This is a genomic window from Massilia niabensis, from assembly GCF_042655085.1.
In the GTDB taxonomy this organism is placed as follows: Bacteria; Pseudomonadota; Gammaproteobacteria; order Burkholderiales; family Burkholderiaceae_D; genus Telluria; species Telluria niabensis.
The window spans coordinates 1,283,998-1,303,947 of the sequence record NZ_JBHSMU010000015.1 but is presented as its reverse complement, the minus strand read 5'-3'; the positions used below and the strand labels follow the sequence as shown (position 1 = coordinate 1,303,947).

17 protein-coding genes and 1 riboswitch are annotated in these 19,950 nt (G+C 66.1%); of the genes, 9 read left to right on the top strand and 8 right to left on the bottom strand.

The annotated features are described in order from the left end of the window. The first annotated feature begins 16 nt into the window (after nt 1-16). Nucleotides 17-589 (top strand): manganese efflux pump MntP, encoded by a 573-nt coding sequence (gene mntP, locus ACFPN5_RS20250; protein WP_379785602.1) that lies wholly within the window; start codon nt 17-19, stop codon nt 587-589. Between the two features lie 13 nt (nt 590-602). Here the strand turns inward: mntP and ACFPN5_RS20245 are convergent, their stop codons facing one another. Together ACFPN5_RS20245 and ACFPN5_RS20240 are read right to left on the bottom strand one after the other, a co-directional pair. Next, nucleotides 603-1,082, bottom strand: a complete 480-nt coding sequence (locus ACFPN5_RS20245) for a VOC family protein (RefSeq protein ID WP_379785601.1) — start codon at nt 1,080-1,082, stop codon at nt 603-605. 180 nt (nt 1,083-1,262) lie between these two features. Then, on the bottom strand, nt 1,263-2,159 hold the full coding sequence (locus ACFPN5_RS20240; RefSeq protein ID WP_379785600.1) for a LysR family transcriptional regulator: 897 nt from the start codon (nt 2,157-2,159) through the stop codon (nt 1,263-1,265). Between the two features lie 99 nt (nt 2,160-2,258). Here ACFPN5_RS20240 and ACFPN5_RS20235 point away from each other — a divergent pair, with 99 nt between their 5' ends. Continuing rightward, on the top strand, nt 2,259-3,461 hold the full coding sequence (locus ACFPN5_RS20235) for an MFS transporter (protein ID WP_379785599.1): 1,203 nt from the start codon (nt 2,259-2,261) through the stop codon (nt 3,459-3,461). A gap of 36 nt (nt 3,462-3,497) precedes the next feature. After that, nucleotides 3,498-4,298, top strand: a complete 801-nt coding sequence (dkgB, locus tag ACFPN5_RS20230) for a 2,5-didehydrogluconate reductase DkgB (RefSeq protein WP_379785598.1) — start codon at nt 3,498-3,500, stop codon at nt 4,296-4,298. A 3-nt stretch (nt 4,299-4,301) separates the two neighbouring features. Here the strand turns inward: dkgB and ACFPN5_RS20225 are convergent, their stop codons facing one another. Then, nucleotides 4,302-5,000: a glutathione S-transferase gene (locus ACFPN5_RS20225; protein WP_379785597.1), complete on the bottom strand. Its 699-nt coding sequence runs from the start codon at nt 4,998-5,000 to the stop codon at nt 4,302-4,304. 270 nt (nt 5,001-5,270) lie between these two features. Between ACFPN5_RS20225 and ACFPN5_RS20220 the strand changes: the two genes are divergently transcribed. Both ACFPN5_RS20220 and ACFPN5_RS20215 read left to right on the top strand, forming a co-directional pair. Next, complete coding sequence (locus ACFPN5_RS20220) at nt 5,271-6,230, top strand: DUF535 family protein (protein ID WP_379785596.1); 960 nt, start codon at nt 5,271-5,273, stop codon at nt 6,228-6,230. A gap of 41 nt (nt 6,231-6,271) precedes the next feature. Continuing rightward, a riboswitch (TPP riboswitch) is annotated at nt 6,272-6,370 on the top strand. A 102-nt stretch (nt 6,371-6,472) separates the two neighbouring features. Continuing rightward, complete coding sequence (locus tag ACFPN5_RS20215; protein WP_379785749.1) at nt 6,473-8,587, top strand: TonB-dependent siderophore receptor; 2,115 nt, start codon at nt 6,473-6,475, stop codon at nt 8,585-8,587. A gap of 6 nt (nt 8,588-8,593) precedes the next feature. On the opposite strand, the gene ACFPN5_RS20210 is transcribed toward ACFPN5_RS20215, so the two are convergent. Next, nucleotides 8,594-9,121, bottom strand: coding sequence for an AAA family ATPase (locus ACFPN5_RS20210; protein WP_379785595.1), 528 nt, complete (start codon nt 9,119-9,121; stop codon nt 8,594-8,596). Then, nucleotides 9,118-9,711: a nicotinamide riboside transporter PnuC gene (gene pnuC, locus ACFPN5_RS20205; RefSeq protein ID WP_379785594.1), complete on the bottom strand. Its 594-nt coding sequence runs from the start codon at nt 9,709-9,711 to the stop codon at nt 9,118-9,120. The genes ACFPN5_RS20210 and pnuC overlap by 4 nt, the downstream gene beginning before the upstream one ends. Before the next feature lie 285 nt (nt 9,712-9,996). Here pnuC and ACFPN5_RS20200 point away from each other — a divergent pair, with 285 nt between their 5' ends. The 3 genes from ACFPN5_RS20200 to ACFPN5_RS20190 are packed head-to-tail and all read left to right on the top strand — an operon-like array spanning nt 9,997 to nt 13,358. Continuing rightward, the gene (locus ACFPN5_RS20200) at nt 9,997-11,577 is read left to right on the top strand and encodes a BCCT family transporter (protein ID WP_379785593.1); all 1,581 of its coding nucleotides are present in this window, start codon (nt 9,997-9,999) and stop codon (nt 11,575-11,577) included. After that, nucleotides 11,567-12,310 (top strand): MarC family protein, encoded by a 744-nt coding sequence (locus tag ACFPN5_RS20195; RefSeq protein WP_379785592.1) that lies wholly within the window; start codon nt 11,567-11,569, stop codon nt 12,308-12,310. Before ACFPN5_RS20200 ends, ACFPN5_RS20195 begins: the two co-directional genes overlap by 11 nt. Continuing rightward, complete coding sequence (locus tag ACFPN5_RS20190) at nt 12,303-13,358, top strand: porin (RefSeq protein ID WP_379785591.1); 1,056 nt, start codon at nt 12,303-12,305, stop codon at nt 13,356-13,358. Before ACFPN5_RS20195 ends, ACFPN5_RS20190 begins: the two co-directional genes overlap by 8 nt. Before the next feature lie 77 nt (nt 13,359-13,435). On the opposite strand, the gene ACFPN5_RS20185 is transcribed toward ACFPN5_RS20190, so the two are convergent. Together ACFPN5_RS20185 and ACFPN5_RS20180 are read right to left on the bottom strand one after the other, a co-directional pair. Further along, a complete protein-coding gene (locus tag ACFPN5_RS20185) occupies nt 13,436-15,595 on the bottom strand; it encodes a S46 family peptidase (RefSeq protein ID WP_379785590.1) in 2,160 nt (719 codons plus the stop codon). Nucleotides 15,596-15,727: 132 nt separating this feature from the next. Beyond that, on the bottom strand, nt 15,728-17,260 hold the full coding sequence (locus ACFPN5_RS20180) for an adenosine deaminase (protein ID WP_379785589.1): 1,533 nt from the start codon (nt 17,258-17,260) through the stop codon (nt 15,728-15,730). Nucleotides 17,261-17,461: 201 nt separating this feature from the next. On the opposite strand from ACFPN5_RS20180, the gene ACFPN5_RS20175 reads away from it, so the two are divergent. Then, nucleotides 17,462-18,511 (top strand): bile acid:sodium symporter family protein, encoded by a 1,050-nt coding sequence (locus ACFPN5_RS20175; RefSeq protein ID WP_379785588.1) that lies wholly within the window; start codon nt 17,462-17,464, stop codon nt 18,509-18,511. Nucleotides 18,512-18,547: 36 nt separating this feature from the next. On the opposite strand, the gene ACFPN5_RS20170 is transcribed toward ACFPN5_RS20175, so the two are convergent. Beyond that, nucleotides 18,548-19,948, bottom strand: coding sequence for an efflux transporter outer membrane subunit (locus ACFPN5_RS20170; RefSeq protein WP_379785587.1), 1,401 nt, complete (start codon nt 19,946-19,948; stop codon nt 18,548-18,550). Between the last annotated feature and the right edge of the window lie 2 nt (nt 19,949-19,950).

Here is a 19,950-nt window from a genome sequence, read left to right as displayed (position 1 = left end):
TTGATAAGAACACTCCATGAATTTTGTCGCTACCGCCTCCCTCGCCCTCGCCATGTCCACCGATGCGTTCGCCGCCGCCGTCGGCAAGGGCGCAGCCCTGCAGCGGCCGCAGTGGCGCGAGGCCCTGCGTACCGGCGCCATTTTCGGCGTCATCGAAGGGCTCACGCCGCTGCTCGGCTGGGCGCTCGGGAATGCGGCCGCGCCGTATGTCGAGGCCTGGGACCACTGGATCGCCTTCGTGTTGCTGGGCCTGCTCGGCCTGCGCATGATCCGCGAGGGCTGCAGCGCGCCCGAGCAGGGCGAAGACAAGCCCAACAGCCACTCGTTCATGCGCCTGGCCCTGACCGGCATGGCGACCAGCATCGATGCGCTGATCGTCGGCGCCGGCCTGGCATTCATCGATGCGAACATCCTCATGACCGCGGCCGCGATCGGCTTTGCCACCTTCGTCATGGTGACGCTGGGCGTGATGCTGGGACGCGGGCTCGGTGCGCTCGTAGGCAAGCGCGCCGAGCTGCTTGGGGGAATCGTGTTGATCACGATCGGCAGCCTGATCCTTTACGATCACCTGCAGCCGCCTGTAGCCTAAGACTGATCGGTTCTCAGGCGCAGCCGCCCGTCGCCGCTTCGTTTTTCATCGCTTCGTCCATCTCTTGCGGCGACACGTCGCGGATGTGGGTGGCGAGCGACCAGCGGTGGCCGAAGGGGTCGTCGAGCTGGCCATAACGGTCGCCCCAGAACTGGTCGGCCAGCGCCATGCGCACCGTGGCGCCGGCGGCAACCGCGCGTTCCCATACCTGGTCGACGTTCGGCACGGAGAGGTGGATCGTGACGGGCGAACCCTTCAGCGCGAGCGGCCCGAACGAACCGTAGTCGGGATATTCGTCAGCGAGGAACAGGGGCGAATCGCCGATGCGCAACATGGCGTGGCCGACTTTGCCGTCGGGCATCGGCATGCGCATGACTTCTTCCGCGCCGAAGGCTTTCTTGTAGAACTCGATTGCCTCGTGGCAGTTTGCACAGACCAGGTGCGGGGTGATGGTGTGCATGCCCTCTTCGACCGGCTTGACCTCTGAACTCATGACGCTTTCCTTTCGGGATGTGTTGGACGGGTTGTACGGGTTGTAAATGCGGCGCTTGTTATCGGTTTGTACTGCTTTATGAGCGTAGCGCCCGCTCGAAGTTCACGCAACGGTTGTCGATGCTGCGATGCGCCAAGCAAGTACGTCAAGGTGGCACGAAGGCGAAGCGCCAAGGCGGAACTATCCATCCAGCCTGCTCCCCAGCTCGCGCGCCAGGAAATCCACCAGCGCAGCCACGCGCGGCGCCAGCGCGCCCTGCTTGTAGAACACCGCCCATACCGGCTGGGTCCAGGGCAGCGCCGCCTCAGGCAGCACCGGGACCAGGCGCCCGGCAGCGAGGTCGTCGCGCGTCAGGAAGCCGGACAAGGAGGCAATGCCGGCCCCGGCCAGCGCCAGGTGGCGCACCGTCTCTCCACTCGAGGCCGTCACCGCCGGCTCGACCGTCAAGCCCTCGCCGCCGTCATGCCTGAGCGGCCAGGTATTGAGTGAAGCCGGCGCGGAAAAGCCCAGCAGGCGGTGCCGGGCCAGGTCGTCCACCGTGTCCGGCATTCGGTGGCGCTCCAGGTAGGCGGGCGCAGCCAGTACGCGGATGCGGCTGGATCCGAGGCGGCGCGCGTTCAGCGTCGAATCCGGCAGGTGTCCGATGCGAATCGCCAGGTCGGCCCGTTCCTCGATCAGGTCGACCACGGTTTCGCCGCTCGTCAGTTCCAGCTGCACCAGCGGATAGGCGTCGAGGAAGGCCGGCACCAGGGGCGCGAGCAGGTGGTCGAGTGCGGGCGTTGCCGCATTCACGCGCACCAGGCCGGCCGGCTGCGAGCGCCGCGCGGCCGCCTCGGCTTCCGTATTGGCCAGCTCGGCCAGCAGGGTGCGCGCCCGCGCCAGCAGCCAGGCGCCCTCGTCGGTCAGGTGTAGGCGGCGGGTGGTCCGCTGCAGCAGCGTCAGGCCGAGCTGCTTCTCGAGCCGGGCGATGGTGCGCGACACGCCCGAGGGCGTCTGCCCGAGTTGCTGCGCGGCCATCGTGAACGACCCCGTATCCATGACGGCGGAGAAGGCAATCAAGGCCTCGACATCGATCATTCGTGACTCCCAGTCAAAAGTGTATTCTACGCCAGAGCATTTTTCTCCCGAGCCGATCCGCGCACACTGCGCTTCCTTTCATCGGCTACAGGAGAAACCATGCCACTTGCCCTCTGGGCGCTCACCTTGAGCGCTTTCGCCATCGGCACCACCGAATTCGTGATCGTCGGCCTCATTCCGGATGTGGCCGCCAGCCTCGGCGTGTCCGTCCCTTCCGCCGGCCTGCTCGTGAGCGTGTATGCGCTTGGCGTCGCGGTCGGCGCCCCCGTGCTCACGGCCCTGACCGCCCGCGTGCCGCGCAAGCAGCTCCTGATCGGGTTGATGCTGCTGTTCACCGTCGGCAACCTCGTCGCCTCGGTGGCGCCCGGTTACGCATCCTTGATGGCGGCGCGCGTCCTGACCGGCCTGGCGCACGGCGTGTTCTTTTCGATCGGTTCGACGATCGCCACCAGCCTGGTGCCGAAAGCCCAGGCGGCGCGCGCGATCGCGCTGATGTTCACCGGCCTGACCGTGGCCCTGGTGACCGGGGTGCCGCTCGGCACCTGGATCGGCCAGCAGTTCGGCTGGCAATCGACGTTTCTCGCCGTCGCCCTGCTCGGCGTGGTGGCGATGATCGGCAGCTGGCTGCTGGTGCCGGCGTCGATCGGTGGAGCCAAGCCTGCCCGCCTGGCCGAGCAGTTCGCCGTGCTGAAGAAACCGCGCCTGCTGCTGGTGTATGCGATCACGACGCTCGGCTACGGCGGCTCGTTCATCGCCTTTACCTATCTCGCACCGATCCTGCAGGACGTGGCCGGCTTCGCGCCGTCGAGTGTGAGCCTGGTGATGCTGGTGTATGGCGTATCGGTCGCAGCCGGCAATATCTGGGGCGGCCGGCTGGCCGACCGCAAGGGACCGGTGCGCGCCCTCCAGGTCGTGTTCGGGCTGCTTGCCGCCGTCCTGGCCGTGCTGAGTTTCACCGCACCGCACCCGGTGCTGGTGGTGGCCACGGTGCTGGCCTGGGGCGCGGTCGCCTTCGGCAACGTGCCGGCGCTGCAGCTGTATGTCGTCCAGCGCGCCGAACGCGATGCGCCTGGCGCACTCGACATGGCATCCGGCCTGAACATCGCCGCCTTCAACCTCGGCATCGCCCTCGGCGCCTGGGGCGGCGGCCTGGTCGTGGGGGAGCTCGGCCTGATGGCGACGCCACCGATCGGCGCCGCCATCGTCCTCGGCGCGCTGACCCTGACCACCTTTGCCGGCCACCTCGACCGCCGCGATACCCGTGCGCTGCGCACACCCACCCGTACCGACGCACTTGTTTGATACTCGTTTAAGACTCAATACATCAAGGAACCCGACATGAACCTCCCTACCATCGGCGCCGGCACTTTCCGCCTGCAGGGCCAGCAGGCCATTGACAGCGTCGCCAATGCCCTCGACCTCGGCTACCGTCACATCGACACCGCCCAGATCTATGGGAACGAGGCTGAGGTCGGCGCAGCACTCGCCAACAGCGGCGTGCCGCGCGGCGAGGTCTTCGTCACCACCAAGATCTGGATCGATCACCTGGCCGGCGACGCCCTCATCCCGAGCCTGAAACAAAGCCTGCACAAACTGCGCCTCGACAGCCTCGACCTGACGCTGATCCATTGGCCCTCCCCGGGCGGCAAGGTAGCGGTGGCCGAATCGATGGCGGCGCTGCTGGAAGCGCGCGCACTCGGCCTGACGCGGGCGATTGGCGTCTCCAACTTCACGATTCCGCTCCTGACCGAGGCGATCGATGCGGTGGGCGCGCCCAACATCGCCACCAACCAGGTCGAGCTGCACCCCTACCTGCAAAACCGCGCCGTCGCCGCCTTCGCAGCGGCCCACGGCATCCGGTTGACGGCGTACATGCCGCTGGCCTACGGCAAGGTGCTCAAGGATCCGACCGTGCGAGGCATCGCGGCCCGCCTGCAGGCCACGCCGGCGCAGGTCGCCCTGGCCTGGTCGCTGGCCAAGGGCCACGCGGTCATTCCTTCGTCAACGCAGCGCGCCAATCTGGCGGCCAACCTGGCTGCGGCGCAGCTCGTGCTGGCATCCGCTGACATCGCCGCCATCGACGCATTCGACCGCGGCGAACGCCTGGTCGGCCCCGAGTTCGCGCCAGCCTGGGACTAAGCCCTAGGTATCGAGCTCCGGGTAGCGCCGGAAAATGCCCTCCTCGTTGAACGGCAGCCGGCGCGGCGAGCTCAGATAGGCGGCAAGGCGCGGGCGCGTGGCGATGCGCTGGCGGAAAGCGGCCAGGTTCGGGTGCTCGGCCAGCGTGCGCACGAGTGCGTTCGGGAAGGCATAGTCGAGGCCCTCGAGCACCTGGAACAGCGACAGGTCGGCATAGGTGAGTTGCGCCCCCAGCAGGAAGTCCTGCTCGCCCAGCACATGCCCGAAATAATTCAGGAATTTCGGGATGCGCTCCGCGGTGAATTGCGCAGCCCGCCGGCGCGCCTCTTCCTTCTGGTCTTCGTAATACAGGCCGGCGCCGAGCGGATGGTGGGTGTCGTGGGCCTCGGCGACCAGGTCGGCGACGGTCAGCTGCAGTTGATGGGTCCAGAGGCGCCCGGCCGTGTCTTGCGGCGCCAGGCCGTGGCGTTCGCCGAGGAACATCAGGATTGCCGCCGTCTGGCCGATCGTCATGCCGCCGGCCCGCAGGAAAGGCGGCGCGAACGCCGGTGTCGGGCCTTCCTTCAGCGCGGCCATCATGGCGTCGACCCCGCCCGGCCCGCGCGCCACGTCCGCGTAATCTTCGCCTGCTTCTTCCAGCACCAGGCGGACGAATTCGCCCCGTCCCTGAATGCCGGGCCAATAGAACAGTTCGTAAGCCATCTTCCCCTCCGCCATGGTGGAGCCACGAGTATGGAACAGAATTTGGCGGGGCCGCGCCCGTGACGTATGGTATCTTTCAGGAAACGAACGTGAACGTTCGACACAAAAACAGATACGCCTGAGGGAAGAACCATGTTGACAGCGCGCGGCCGTGCCAAGAGGAATATTGCCCTAAAGAATTTGTTTCTCTTGAGCAATCTCACCTCCCGAGGCCGTCAGGTAGGACACCATGAACCTGTCCGCAACCCGACGTCTTCGAAGGACCGCCCCATGATCCTCGCTCACCTCACCCGCCACTGGCTGGCCCATCGCAGGCGGCTGCCGTTCACCTCCTGGGTGCTGTCGACCCTGCGCAGCGCCCGCGTCATGCTGTTTTACCGCGACCATGCCGCCCTGTGCCAGCTCGATGTCTACCGCAACTATGTGATGGCCGCGCCCGGCGACGATCCCTTCCACCACCTGAGCCACCGCGGCTACCTGGTGCAGGGCCTGAGCGCACGCCAGCGTGTGCAGTGCGTGCTGTCGCATTACCGCTTCGAGGAGACGACCTTCAACGCCGCCTACAAGCAGGCGGTGTACGCGGCGGGCGGCCTGACGCTGTGGCGGCATACCGTCGACGAGAGCGAATTCCTGATCCGGCTCGAGATGGCCTCGCGCATGAATGCCGAGGGCGACCTGACGCTGGCGCTGATCGCCGACGGCAAGGTGCTGCACCGGCTGTCCTTCTCCTGGATCGATGGGGCCATTGCCGGCGTGCCGAGGCCGCTGGTGCCCTTTATTGCGCGCAACCAAGGGCGCTGGAACGAATCGAACGAAGCCTTCGAGGCCTTCGAGCGCTGCTTCCCGAACAATTCGCCCAGCTTCTTCTGCTTCGCGGCGATGCAGGGCGTGGCGCAGGCGGTCGGGATGGAGCAGGTGCTGGCCGTGAAGTGCACCTCGCACATTGCCTACGACCCGCAGGACGTCAAGCACTTCGCCAACGCCTATGACGGCTTCTGGAAAATCCTGGGCGGCGTCGAGATGCCCGGCAACGCCTGGCTGATCGCCCTGCCCTTCTACCTCAAGCCGCTAGCCGACATGCCGTCCAAGCACCGCAAGCGCGCGGCCCAGCGTCGCGACTACTGGCGCGCCATCGGCGACGGCGCGCGCGCAACGCTGCAGCGCCACCTGCTGCATGCGCGCTCGCACCACGAGCACGCCTCGCCGCTGCGGGAAACGGCGGAAGTGTAATTGACAGAACCACCACGGCCCGCCCGGGCCGTGGTACACTCGCGGCTCGCTAGGGGTCCTGGAATTCGCGTTCCGGGTGAGAGATACCCTTCGTACCTGATCTGGATAATGCCAGCGAAGGAAAGCGCAACGCAGTCCCCATCTTTGTTTGCCCTTCCCCCACGTTGGCTCCGGCTTTTTGTTTAAAAGCGCCGCGTTCGCACGTTCGCGTCGCTCAAATCCTGAGCACACCAATGACACCAGTGTTGAAGCATTCCCTCCTCGCCTGCGCCATCGCGCAGGCTTTCAGCGTTAACGCGTCCGCCCAGACGGCCGAGCCGATTGCCTCGGTTCACGTGACCGGCAGCAAATGGTCGGTCAGCGAGCGCGCCAGCGTCGGCGGCTTCGGCGAAACGGCCATCATCGACACCCCGAGCTCGATCACCGCCATCGACCGCGGCCAGATGCAGGACCTGTCGATCCGCAGCGCCAGCGAAGCGGTCGCCTATGACGCCTCGGTCGGCGACGCCTACAACGCCATCGGCTATGCCGAGCAGTTCTCGGTGCGCGGCTTCATGTTGAACAACAACACGGGCTACCGCAAGGACGGCATCGCCATTCCGGCCGACACCCAGATCCCGCTGGAAAACAAGGAGCGCTTCGAGCTGCTCAAGGGCGTGGCCGGCATGCAGGCGGGCCTGGCCGCGCCCGGCGGGATCCTGAACTTCGTCACCAAGCGCCCGACCGAGGCGCCGCTGCGTTCGGTGACGGTCGAAGCGCGCGAGCGCGGCACGCTGTACGGCGCGGTCGACCTGGGCGGGCGCTTCGAGGACCGCCGCTTCGGTTACCGTATCAATGCCGCCGCCGAGCGCCTGCGCTCTTACGTGGAAGGCGCCGACGGCAAGCGCCAGTTCGCCTCCGGCGCATTCGACTGGCAGATCACGCCCGATGCCCTCCTCCAGCTGGACATGGACTTCCAGCACAAGGAGCAAATCACCGCCCCCGGCTACCAGCTGATCCGCGGTGTCGCCCGGCCGCAGAACGTGTCGCCGAAGACCCTGCTCAACGCGCAGCCATGGACGAAACCGGTCGACACCGACAGCGCCAACCTCGGCCTGCGCTTCGACTACCGCCTGAACGCCGAGTGGCGCGCCGTCGTCACGGCCAACAAGCACTGGTTCAAGCGCGACGATTTCACCGCCTTCCCCTACGGCTGCAGCAACGAAGGCGAAGGCTTCTATCCGGGCTACTGCTCGAACGGCGACTACGATGTCTATGACTACCAGAGCACCGGCGAGCGCAAGACCCCGTTCGGCATCCAGGCCCATGTACAGGGCCACTTCGCCGCGGCCGGCCTGCGCCACGTGCTCACCGCCGGCGTCGCCTATGCCGAACGCCACAACCGCTACGGCGACTACGTCTACGACTACGCGGGCTCCAGCAACATCTACAACAACCAGGTCGTCGATCCGGCGCCCGGCAACCCTGTGACCGGGCCGGTGAGCGAGCGCTTCCGCGACCGCGAGCGCTCCCTGTTCGTGCAGGACATCATCACGCTCACGCCCGACCTGGCGCTGCACGCGGGCCTGCGCTACGTGAAGATCGACAGCACCCAGCTGCCCGAGCCTGAACTCGGCTGGGCCTCGAACCGCGCCTCATTCGTTCTGCCGGGCGTCTCCCTCGTGTACAGCCTCGCGCCATCATGGAACCTGTACGGCACGGTCGCGCACGGGCTCGATGCGGGGGGCGTGGCGGAGATGGGGACCAGCAACGAGAACATGGACCTGGGCCCGAGCCGCTCGAAGCAGTTCGAACTCGGCACCAAAGGCAATTTCGGCGGAGTGGCCGTCAGCGCTGCGCTGTTCCAGATCACGAAGGGGCTCGAATACACGGACGCGACGAATACGTTTGTCCGCAGTGGCGACCAGCAGCATCGCGGCTTCGAACTGGCGGCGCAGAAGAGCAGCGGCGCCTTGAGCTATGGCGCTAACCTGATGGCCCTGCAGGCAAAGCAGAAAGGCACGGGCGACTCGCTGATCGACGGCAAGCGCGTGACCAACGTGCCTGAACTGAAGACCACACTGTGGGCCGATTATGCGGTCCCGGCAGTGCCCGGGCTGAAGCTCAGCGGCCAGTGGCAGTATGCCGGCGAGAAGTCCTTCGATCCGGAGAACACGGTGAATGTGCCGGGCTACCACGTGTTCGGCCTGGGCGCGGCCTATGGCATGAAGCTGGGCGGGACGAGCGTCACCCTGCGTGCGCGCGTCGACAACCTGGCGGACAAGTTCTACTGGCGCGACGTGACCCAGCAACTGGGCGGCTACCTGCTCCCGGGCGCCCCGCGCACCGTGCGCCTGTCGGCACAGTTCGACTTCTAAGTACTTTTAGCCGACGCCCAGCACTTTCAGCACCGCTTCCACCTGCCGCACGCGCTGCGGCAGGTTCCCCTGCACCAGTACGAAGGGGATGCCGCGCACGTCCAGTTCCTGCACCACCATCGCATACACCCGCTGGCGCACCTCCTCCGATTCGCGCATCAGGCCATCGGCGATCCATGGGGTATCCGGCGCCGTCACCAGCGTCAGCGCGTAGTCGTGCCGGCTCGCCAGCGCGGCCAGTTGCGCATCGACGCGCCCCCAGTACACGCGGCTGTAGAGCGCCGTCATCAGGGGCGTCGTGTCGCAGAACAGGACCCGGTTCGCACGTGCCATGGACGCGCCTTCGCGTTCGTGCTGGGTGCGCGCAATCCCGAACTGGTCGCCCTCGAACGGCACCCGGCCCGTCGACTCGACGAACTCGCGCAGGTATTCGGGCACCCAGACGGTGTCGTAGCGCCGCGCCAGCGCTTCGCACAGCGTCGACTTACCCGAGGATTCGGCGCCGAGGACGGCAATTTTCAGCACCGCGCTCATCGCGCCGCCACGGCGATATTGCTCCACGCGCGCAGCCCGCGCGCGGCCAGCACCACGAACACGGCGTACAGCACCGCCGTTACATGCAGGTCCTTGAAGACGTACAGGCCGACATACAGCACGTCGACGATCACCCATACGTGCCAGTTCTCGACTTTTTTACGCGCCAGCAGGAACTGGCCGACCAGGCTGCCGGCCGTGAGGAAGCCGTCGGCATGCGGCACGTCGGTGTTTGTATAGGTCTTCAGGTACCACGACAGCAGCAGGAATGCCGCGCCCCAGGCCGCGATGGACAGCGCCCAGCCGGCGCGGCCGAGCCGGGTCACGACCAGGCGCGACTCCCCTGCGCCGCGCAGCCACTGGCTCCAGCCCCAGACCGAGGCGGCGATGAAGACCAGCTGCAGGCCGCTGTCGCCGTACAGGCGGGCGTCGAAGAACACGACCGCATAGGTGGCCGAGGACGCGATCGAGAACAGCCAGGCCCAGTGGTTCTGGCGGATGTTGAGCAGCACGGTCGTGACCGCGAGGGCGAACGAGATCAATTCCAGCGGGGTGGTCATGAAACCGGCAAAGGCAAGCGAATCGTTCATGCACGCGGCGGCAGGCCAGGATGGAGCGCGGAAAGCACGCCTGGGCTGCGTCGAAAAGGTTATTGGGGAGCACAGCTCATCGGGCTCGCGAGTATGCGCCCTGCGGGTCGAATATGCAACGCGGGAAGGCGCAGGTGGCCCGCGCCGGCGCCCTGCAGCCGCCCTCCTGTAACCGGCATTCCATGCGATTGATGCTATTCTTGTTCAACACACCTCTCCTGACCTGACCCGTGATCTATGAGGCCGGCTTGGCCGGGCCTGGCCCCAACCCCACGGGGAGCACATATGGTTTTTCGTATTTCATTGTTCCTGGTCGTCGCGCTGGCGGTGGTTGCAGGAGTCGCGCCGCAACGGTTCAAGTCAATCAGCGATGCGGCGCTCGCCACCGTCATCCAGAATGCCGGCTGGTTGTACCTGCTGATCGTGTTCCTCACCCTGGTGTTTCTCGGCTGGCTCGCCTTCGGCCCCACTGCGGCGCTGCGGATCGGCGGGCGCGACGCCGAACCCCAGTTCTCGAAGTCCGCCTGGCTGTCGATGCTGTTCGCGGCCGGCATGGGCATCGGCCTGGTATTCTGGGGCGCGGCCGAGCCGATCTCGCACCTGGTAACCCCGCCTGAAGGACTGCCGCCGATGACGCCCCGGGCGGCAAGCGCGGCGATGCGCTACACCTTCTTCCACTGGGGCCTGCACCCGTGGGCGATCTATGCGCTGATGGGGTTGGCGATCGCCTGGTTCCAGTACAACCGGAACGGGCGCGGCCTGATCAGCGACCTGTTGCAGCCGCTGATCGGCGACCGTCACCTCGGCTGGATCGGCAAGCTGGTCAACATCGTCGCCGTGGTTGCCACGGCAATTGGGGTGGCCACCACGCTTGGCTTCGGCACCATGCAGATCAGCGCCGGGATATCCCGCGTGTTCGGCCTGCCGGGCGGCCTGAACATGCAGCTGACGGTGATCGGAGTCTGCTTCGTGCTGTACATGGCCTCGAGCGCCAGCGGCGTCGATCGCGGCATCAAGTGGCTGTCGAGCTTCAACCTCGCCCTGGCCGGCGTACTGCTGCTGACGGTGGCAGTGCTCGGGCCGACCGGCTTCATCTTCGATACCTTCACCACCTCACTGGGCAGCTACCTCGACCACCTGGTGGAGATGAGCCTGCGCATGTCGCCGTTCTCCGCGAACACCTGGGTCGCCGACTGGACCATCTTCTACTGGGCGTGGTGGATCTCCTGGTCGCCGTTCGTGGGCTCGTTCATCGCGCGCGTGTCCTACGGGCGCACGGTGCGCGAATTCGTGCTCGGCGTGGTCGTCGCGCCCAGCCTGCTCGGCTTCGCCTGGTTCGCCACCTTCGGCGGTACCGCGCTGTGGGCGCAGCTCTTCGGGGGCGCGGACATGGCCGGCGCGCTTGCAGCGGGCTACGAGACGGTCCTGTTCCGCATGTATGACGTCCTGCCCCTGGCCGGGCTGCTCTCGGGCCTGAGTATCCTGCTGCTGGTGATCTTCTTCGTCACCTCGGCCGATTCCGCCGTGCTGGTACTCGGCCTGATGTCGAGTGAGTCCGCCGGCGACCCACCACTGTCGCGCAAGTTCGCCTGGGGCATCGCCATCGCGCTGATCGCCACGGCCATGCTGGTCGCCGGGGGCCTGGACGCGCTGCAGACACTGATTACCGTGGCCGCGCTGCCCTTTGCGCTGTTGATGGTGGCGGTGATGGTGGGGCTGTACCGCGTGCTGAGCCTGGAAGCACTGCGCGAGAAGGCCACCAAGCGGCGTGCGCGCCGCGCAATCGAAGACTGGATCGCGCGCGAGCAGAAACTGAAGGCGTCGGAGCAGCGAACCGGTAACGCGGCTGACGGCCATGACAGTTGAACTCGCGCTGGCAGTCGCCAAAGGCTTTCTCTTCGTGCTGGCGACCATGCTGCCCATCCTGAATCCCGCTGCAACGGCGCCGATCTTCCTGAGTATGACCGATGGTGCATCGCCGGCAACCCGCACCCTGCTGGCGCGCCGCATCGCGCGCAACATGTTCTGGCTGATGACGGGTTCGATGCTGGTCGGGTCCTATGTACTCGATTTTTTTGGCATCTCCCTGCCCATCGTCCGTGTCGGCGGCGGCCTGCTGCTCGCTTCCGTTGCATGGCGCCTGCTCAGTGCGACGCCGAGCACACCCGACAGCCGGGTAGCCCTGGCCGAAGGGTTCACCTCGGACCACGCATACCATCAGGCGTTCTATCCCCTCACCTTCCCGATCAGCTGCGGTCCGGCATCGATCTCGGTCGCCATCACGGTGGGCGTCGCCCTGCACGATGTCCGCCTTGTGATATCGGTGGCACGCATGGGCGGCGCCTTGCTCGCGCTGGCCATCATCGGCGTGCTGCTCTATCTCGCCTTTCGCTATGGGGAGCATTTTCTGCGGCTTATCGGCGATGCCGGAACCGCAGTTTTCCTGCGCCTGACGGCCTTCATCCTGCTGTGCCTTGGCGTACAGATCGTGTGGGACGGCCTGAGCGAACTGATGCTCGACGTGATGGCCCGCTCCACCCGATTGGTGGGAACCTGGCCCCTGTCTGGCTTCCTGCCTGCGGTGACCCGCGATGGCTAAACCGCACGTCAATCCGGTCGGCCTGGCACTCGGGCTGCCGGCCGCCATATTCTGGACCGGCGTTGCTGCCCAGGGCGGCTCCGATGTCGACTTTTACGGTTCGCTCCGTACGCAAGTCGAGGCAGTCAGCCCGGATCGCACCGAGCGCCTGAACAGTTATATGTCCGTGCGCGACGCCTACTCCCGGCTGGGAATCAAAGCCGAATATTCGCTAAGCACCGGCCTGGTGCTGACTGGTCAACTGGAACTTCCCGTTGATTCCGCAAATTTCCGGATCCGCGACCCCTACGATCAGGGTAATGCGAGCCGCGGCGGAGGGCAGCGGCTCAGGATCGCCCAGCTTGGATTGCGGGGCAAGTTCGGAACACTCGCCTACGGTCAGCAATGGATGCCCTACTACAACGTCATCGCAGCGCCGGTGGACAGGTTCAGCAGCTATTACACCGGCTTTGCCACCTATACTGTCTTTCGCGTCGCCGACACTGTTGCCTGGTCCAGCCCGGAATTCAACGGCTTTTCCTTGGCGGCAGCGTATGCGGGCAGCGGCGGAAACAGGCGCTCGACCTCGCGCATCGACGACCGGCGCTGGCAAGTCGTCGCCGCCCATGCCTTCGGCAACACCCGCCTTGCGGCAGCCATCGATGACCGCGGCAACACGGGCCACGGGCGCGACCGGCTGCTTGGCGTGTCCGCCAGCCATCAGGCCGGCAAGCTCTACCTGGCGATCAAGTACGAGCTGTTCAACACCGGCAACCGCCAGCGAGGCAGTTTCTCGAGCGACGGGAATCAAGCGATGAATGTGTTCGGCAGCTGTGTCCTGGGCAGGAACACGTTCAAACTGATGCTTGCGAAGGTGGAAAACTATGGCGATCACATCGTCCATCTTGGCATCGACCACCACCTCTCGGATGACTTGACGGTCTTCGCGGAGTATTACCGGGAAGGCACAACTGCCGCGCTCACCAGGCGCCAGGGAGGCCTGGGCGATTTCGATGCGAGCATCGGGGGCGGCCGCGCTATCGCCGTCGGTCTTCGCCGGGATTTTTGACGCGCTGCGGATGCCCGGGCCGGAAAACAAAGCGGCGCCCCAGGGGCGCCGCTTTCTGCGTTTCGAGGACCGAGCGCTTATTTCTTCGGATACTTGATCGTCATTTCCTTGAGCAGGTTATCCGCCCCATCGACTTCCTTCATCACCCACAGCATGTAGCGGATGTCGACGTGGATCGCGCGCGTGATCGCGGTGTCGAAGTACCAGTCCTTGGTGATCGACTCGTAGGTCGAATCGAAGTTCAAGCCGACCAGTTCGCCGCGCTTGTTCATCACGGCCGAACCGGAATTGCCGCCGGTCGTGTCGGCGCTCGACAGGAAGTTCACCGGCACCGTGTTCAGCACCGGGTCCTTGAAGACACCGTAACGCTTTTCCAGTACCGCCTTCTTTAGCGTCGCCGGCACCAGGAATGGATCCTTGTCGGTTTCCTTCTCGACGATGCCCTCGACGGTCGTGAACGGACCCTTGACCAGGCCATCGCGCGGCGAATACGGCGCCACGGTGCCGTAGGTCACGCGCAGCGTCGAGTTGGCGTCCGGGTAGACCGGCTTGCCCTGCGACTTGCGGTAGGCGATCACGGCCGACATGTATTGCGGGATGGTGCGGTCGAGGTTGCCGTCGACTTCCTTGCGGCGTTCGTCGAGCTTCGTGGCGACATCGTTCAGGCGCACCGCGAGCTGGATGAACGGGTCCTTCGAGGCGCGGAATGCTTGCACGTCCTGTCCCATCCAGGCCAGGCGCTTCGCGGTATCGGCCAGCTCGGTGCCCTTGTAGAAGCCGTCGAGGTTACCAGCGTTCGGCACCAGCGCATCGAGCCCTTGCGGACGCAGCTTCTGGTCGATCTTCGCGTAACGCGTCAGCGCGGCTGCCCAGCGGGCGCGGTCGACGTTCGGCACGAACGACTGCTCGAGGCGGGTCAGGCGGGCCTTGATGAAGGACAGGTCGCGTTCCTGGTAGCCGGTTTCGCGCTGGGCGTCCGGCTTCTGGCGCTCCTGCGCCAGGCGGTACAGGGTGCGTGCGCTTTTCAGGAGGTCGCTGTGGGTGGCTTCGCCGTAGGCGCCCTCTTCGCGCGACAGCGCCATGTCGGCGGCGATCACGGCATCGAGGTCGCCCAGCAAGGTCTTGCCGCTGCCGCTGCCATTGGCACTGCGGGCATACCAGCTGCGGAACTCGGCGTCCTGCACGTCCTTGATCGACGCAATGTCCTTGCGCGCAAAGCCGTCGAGCAGGCCCTGGCTCTTCTTCATGACGTTGTTCAGGCTCTTGGCGACGCTGGCGTAGCGCACGTCCCAGGCGGCGTTGCCTTTCGTGGCGGCGGCAATCACGTCCAGGTCGGCCTGGATGGTGGCAACCTTGCCCGGCAGGTCGACGTCGCGCGCGAAGCGGATTTCCGAGGGCAGCTTGTAGCGGCTGGTGCGGCCCGGGTAGCCGGCCAGCAGGATCGGGTCGCCGTTCTTCAGGCCTTCAGCCGAGACCACCAGGAAGTCCTTCGATTTATACGGCACATTGTTCGGCGACGGGTCGGCCGGGCGGCCATCCGGGCCGACGTAGGCGCGCAGGAAAGTGTAGTCGCCGGTCTGGCGCGGCCATTCGTAGTTGTCAATGTCGCCGCCGAAGTTGCCGATCTTGTCCGACGGCGCATACACCAGGCGCACGTCGCGGATCATCAGCTGCCGGATGCGGTAGTACTCGAGGCCGCGGTGGAAGGCCGGCACCGAGCAGCGGTAGGCCTTGTCGGTCTCGCACTCGGCGATCAGCGCCTTGATGCGCGAGGAGATCGCCTCGTTGCGCTCGCGGCCCGACATGGACGCGCCCAGGTCCTTCAGCACGCGGTCGGTGACGTTCTCGACCTTCTCGGTCACGTACACGAGTGCGTTCGGGCCGCCCGGCAGTTCCTCGGCGCGGGTCCTGGCCAGGAAGCCGTCGACGATATAGTTCTTTTCCGGGGTCGAATTGCGCTGGATCGAACCGTAACCGCAGTGGTGGTTGGTCACCACCAGGCCGTCGGGCGACACGAACGAGGCCGAGCAGCCGCCCAGCGACACGATCGCGCTCATCGGATGCTTCGACAGGTCGGCCAGCTTCTCGGCCGGCATGGTGATGCCGATGCGTTTCAGTTCGGATTTAAGCTGCGGCAGCTGGTGCGGCTGCCACTGGCCTTCGTCGGCAACGGCGTGGCCGGCGACGCCCAGCAGAAGGACTGGAAGAGCCGCAGGAAGGACGATCGATTTGAACAAGGTTGACCCCGGATGAGTGAAAACAAAACGGCGAGTATAGCCCGGTTGCCGGGGGACGAAAACGGTTTTTTGACCTCCATACAGGCGCGCCCGCCCGTGCTCCCCGAACGGTCGCGCCCCTTCACGCCGTGGTCATTTCTTCGCGCGGGCCGCCAGCCTCGCCTCGCGCCGGGCGACCTGTTCCTCGAACGCGGCGAAGCGCTCGTCGAGCTGGCGCAGCAGCTGTCGCTTGGTGCCGACATCCGCGAACGAATACTCGATGCTGTTGCGCGAAATGCGCTTGAGCTCCGCGTAGCCCGGCTTGTAGCGGCTGGCAAAGAGCAGGTATTCGTGCGACAGCGTGTGTCGCGTGACCCCGGCGTCGTCGGTCGAGATCACGATCGGCACGCCATACTTGCGGTACAGGGTGACCGGATGGGCCGCGCCCTCGACACCGCTGATGAAGGCGTTCGAAGTCAGGTTGATCTCGACGGGGACCGGCGGTGCGCCTTTCGGCATGTCCTGCGTGCGCGGCAGTCCATTCGCCATCCGCTCCAGCAGCTGCTCCGCATTGTCTTCATGGGCGATATCGAGGCCGTGGCCGATGCGGTCCGCCTGGGCAGTGCCCAGCGCCTCGGCTATATGGAACTGGAGGCCTTCCGGCGGCACGTCACCCATCGCCAGTTCGCCCGCATGGGTCGACACCTTCACGCCGGGATCGAGCGACTTCAGGAAGCCAATCATCCGCATGTGCAAAGCATAATCGTGCATCGGCATGGCCAGGCTTTCCTGCCCGACGATGTTGACACCGACTACCTTGCCATTCTGCTTGGCCATCTCGAAGCCCGACACCAGCGAGGAAAACACTTCGGCCGGCGTGTAATTGCGCGTGGCATAGGCGTGGAAGCGCAGCGTGAAATCGGTGTCGTCGATGTCTTTCGAGTCGGCGGCAACTGCGTCCATGTACTTCCTGATCTCTTTCTGGAAGTCGCCATCCTGCAGCAGTTGTTCGCGCCGCGCCTTCAGCGCCGCCTCCAGGCCGGTAAAATCCTTGCCCTTGATGAGCGTGCGCACACTGGTGTCGAACGCGGCATCGGTGATCCTTGGCGCCGTCTTGAGCATCGTTTCGAGGTACCCGACGTTCTCCGCTTTCGCCCGCGCCTTCAGGTCCCGGAAGGCCCCGGCGTAGTTCAGCCTCGAGAAATCCCCGAAGCGCTCGAAGGTCTGGAAAAACTGCCGGTCCGGCGCGAGCTGGCCCGCCCCATACGTCGCGAAGTCCTTCGAGGACCAGCGCTTGAGCAGTTCGCGCCAGGCCGCTTCGTCGGCCATCAAGTCCAGCCCGGACACGCATTTCGCCTCTTTCGGCGGCTTGGCAAGTTCAGCCTTGACGATCTCGGGTGCCTTCTCCAGTTTGAACGTGTCCTTGTAGACGCAGTGTTTCGCGTTGTCGACGAACTGCATGTACTGCTCGGCATAGACGGATCCCGAATAATGATGGTGCAGGTCGCCGCCCTTGGGCATGCGCCTCAGGAACAGCGCCAGCTCGGCGAGCCGCGGCTGCGGTCTGGCGACCAGGGCGGCGTAATAGGCTGCGGTGGCCTTCTCGTTGTCGTTTGCCGTGCGCGCATGGGCGGCGCCGGCCAGCAGTGCGCAGCCCAGCAGCGCGGGGAGCAAGGTCTTCTTCATGGAACCCTCTCTTTCAGGTGGAGTTGTCAGTCCGTCAGCCAAGCAAAACCGGTGCCTGAAAAAAGTTTCTTAAATGAATCAAGCGCTTGGACGGACGCGGCTTCGGCGGGCGCGGGGCACTGTCAAGAATGCCGACAGCGCTGCCTGCCTTTTGGCTAGAATGGACGGTCGCCCACAGGGCTCATCCGCTTGAAAGACGCCATGGCAAGCATGCCCGCCCTCCTCGCCAGAACCATGCGCCGCCTCGCGCTTGACGGCTTCACCATCGCCCTGATGGGCATGGTCGCACTGGCGAGCATCGCGCCGGCGAGCGGCGCCGCGGCGCTGGCCCTGGGCAAGGTCACCACGGTCGCCATCGGCCTGCTGTTCTTCCTGCACGGCGCCAAGCTCTCGCGCGAAGCGCTGGTCGCCGGGATCGCCCACTGGCGCCTGCATCTGCTGGTGCTGTGCAGTACCTTCGTCATGTTCCCGCTGATGGGACTGGCCATCGAGCCGCTGGCGCTCATCCTGCTGACGCCCGAACTGACCATGGGCATCCTGTTCCTGTGCCTGCTCCCCTCGACCGTGCAGTCGTCGATCGCCTTCACGGCCCTCGCGCGCGGCAATGTGGCGGCGGCCGTCTGCAGCGCGTCGGCTTCGAACTTCATCGGCATTTTCCTCATGCCGCTGCTGGTCGGCGCCCTCATGCTGCAGGGCGCGACGGGAGCGAGCGGCGACGGATCGGGCTTTGCCCAGGTGATGAAGATCGTCCAGCAGCTGCTGCTGCCATTTATCGCCGGCCAACTGCTGCGCCCCTGGATCGGCGCCTTCATCGACCGCCACAAGCCGCTGCTGCGCTATGTCGACCAGGGTTCGATCCTGCTGGTGGTGTACACCGCGTTCAGCGAATCGGTGACCGAGGGTTTGTGGCAGCACATCTCGGCGCCGACGCTCGGCGCCCTCATCGGCCTGTCCTGCCTGATGCTGGCGATCGCGCTCGGCCTGGCCACCTGGGCCAGCCGCCGGCTCGGCTTTTCGAAAGAGGATGAAATCACGATCGTGTTCTGCGGCTCGAAGAAGAGCCTGGCCAGCGGCGTGCCGATGGCCAAGGTGCTGTTCGCGCCGTCGGCACTGGGCATGATCATCCTGCCCCTGATGCTGTTCCACCAGATCCAGCTGATGGTATGCGCGGTGCTGGCGCAGCGGTGGGCGCGGCGCCCGGGTGCGGACATTGAAAGCAGACAGCCACACCCGTCATCAAACGAAAAGTAGATCCGTAACGGTTAACCGGTTCCCGGGCACGCCCCCTTAAGGCTGCGTGCCGGCCCGCCAGCCGCCGCCCAGCGACTGGATCAGCGCCACCGCCACCGTCTGCCGGTCGCTCTGCACCTGCACCAGCGAGCGGCGCGCGTTGAGCGCCGTCACCTGCGCCTGTACCACTTCCGTAAAGCCCACCTGCCCCGCCCGGTAGCGGTTCATGATCTGCTGCTCGACCAGGTCCGCTGCTTCCGAGGCCTGGCGGCGCAGCTCCTGCTGCTGGGCCAGCACCCGGGTGGCACTGAGCTGGTCTTCGACGTCGGCAAAGGCATTCAGTACCGTCTGGCGGTAGCGCGCGACGGCCGCCTGGTGGCGGGCTTCCGCACCCGCGACGCCCGCGCGCGTGGCGCCGGCATTGAAGATCGACTGCGCCGCCGACAGGCCGAACGACCAGGCCGCGTTCGAGGCCGAGAACAGGTCGCCCACGCGGCTGCCGCCGGTTCCCAGCGATCCGGACAGGCCGATGTTCGGGAAATAGGCCGAGCGCGCGATACCGATCTCGGCATTGGCGGCGGCGACATCGCGTTCGGCGGCGGCGATGTCGGGACGGCGCTGCAGCAGCGTGGCAGGCACCCCGACCGGCACCTCGGGTACCGTGACTCGCCATTCGGCCAGCGGAGCGAGTGCGAACTCGCCTGGGGCCTTGCCGACCAGGATCGCGATCGCATGTTCGAACTGGGCGCGTTGGCGCACCAGGGACAGTTCGTCGCCGCGGGCGCTGGCGAGCTGGGTCTGGGCCTGCAGCACGTCGGTCCGGGCGACGATGCCGACATTGAAGCGGTTTTGCGTGATCTGCAGCTCGCGCTCGTAGCCGGTGATCGTGCGCAGCAACAAGGCCCGCTGGGCGTCCAGTGCCCGCAGGGTGAAGTAGTTGGCGGCCAGTTCCCCCTGGGCCGACAACCTGGCGCTGGCCAGGTCGGCGGCACTTGCCTCGGCCCCTGCGCGCGCGCTGGTCACGCCGGCGCGCAGCCTGCCCCACACGTCCGGCTCCCAGCTGCCGCCCAGGTTCAGGCGGTAGTTGCTGTCCGATCCTTGCGAACGCACGCCGGAACGGTCGGCGGACAGGCCGAGCGACACCGTCGGGAACAGCGCGGCGCGTTCTTGCGCCACCAGCGCGCGGGCGGCCGCGTAATTGGCCGCCGCCACCGCCACGTTCTGGTTCGAGACCTCGACGCCGGCGGCCAGGCCGTCCAGCACCGGGTCGTTGAAGAGCTGCCACCACGGTCCCCGCTCGAGCGCGTCCGCCGGGGCGGCCGGCACCCAGCCCTCAAGCTCCTTGAACGCCACCGGCTCGGGCGTCGTGGGACGCTGGTAGGCCGGGCCGCCGGCGCAGCCGGCGAGGCTGAGCGCCAGTGCAATGAGGGTGAGTCGGAGCGGCTTGGATCTTTGCATAG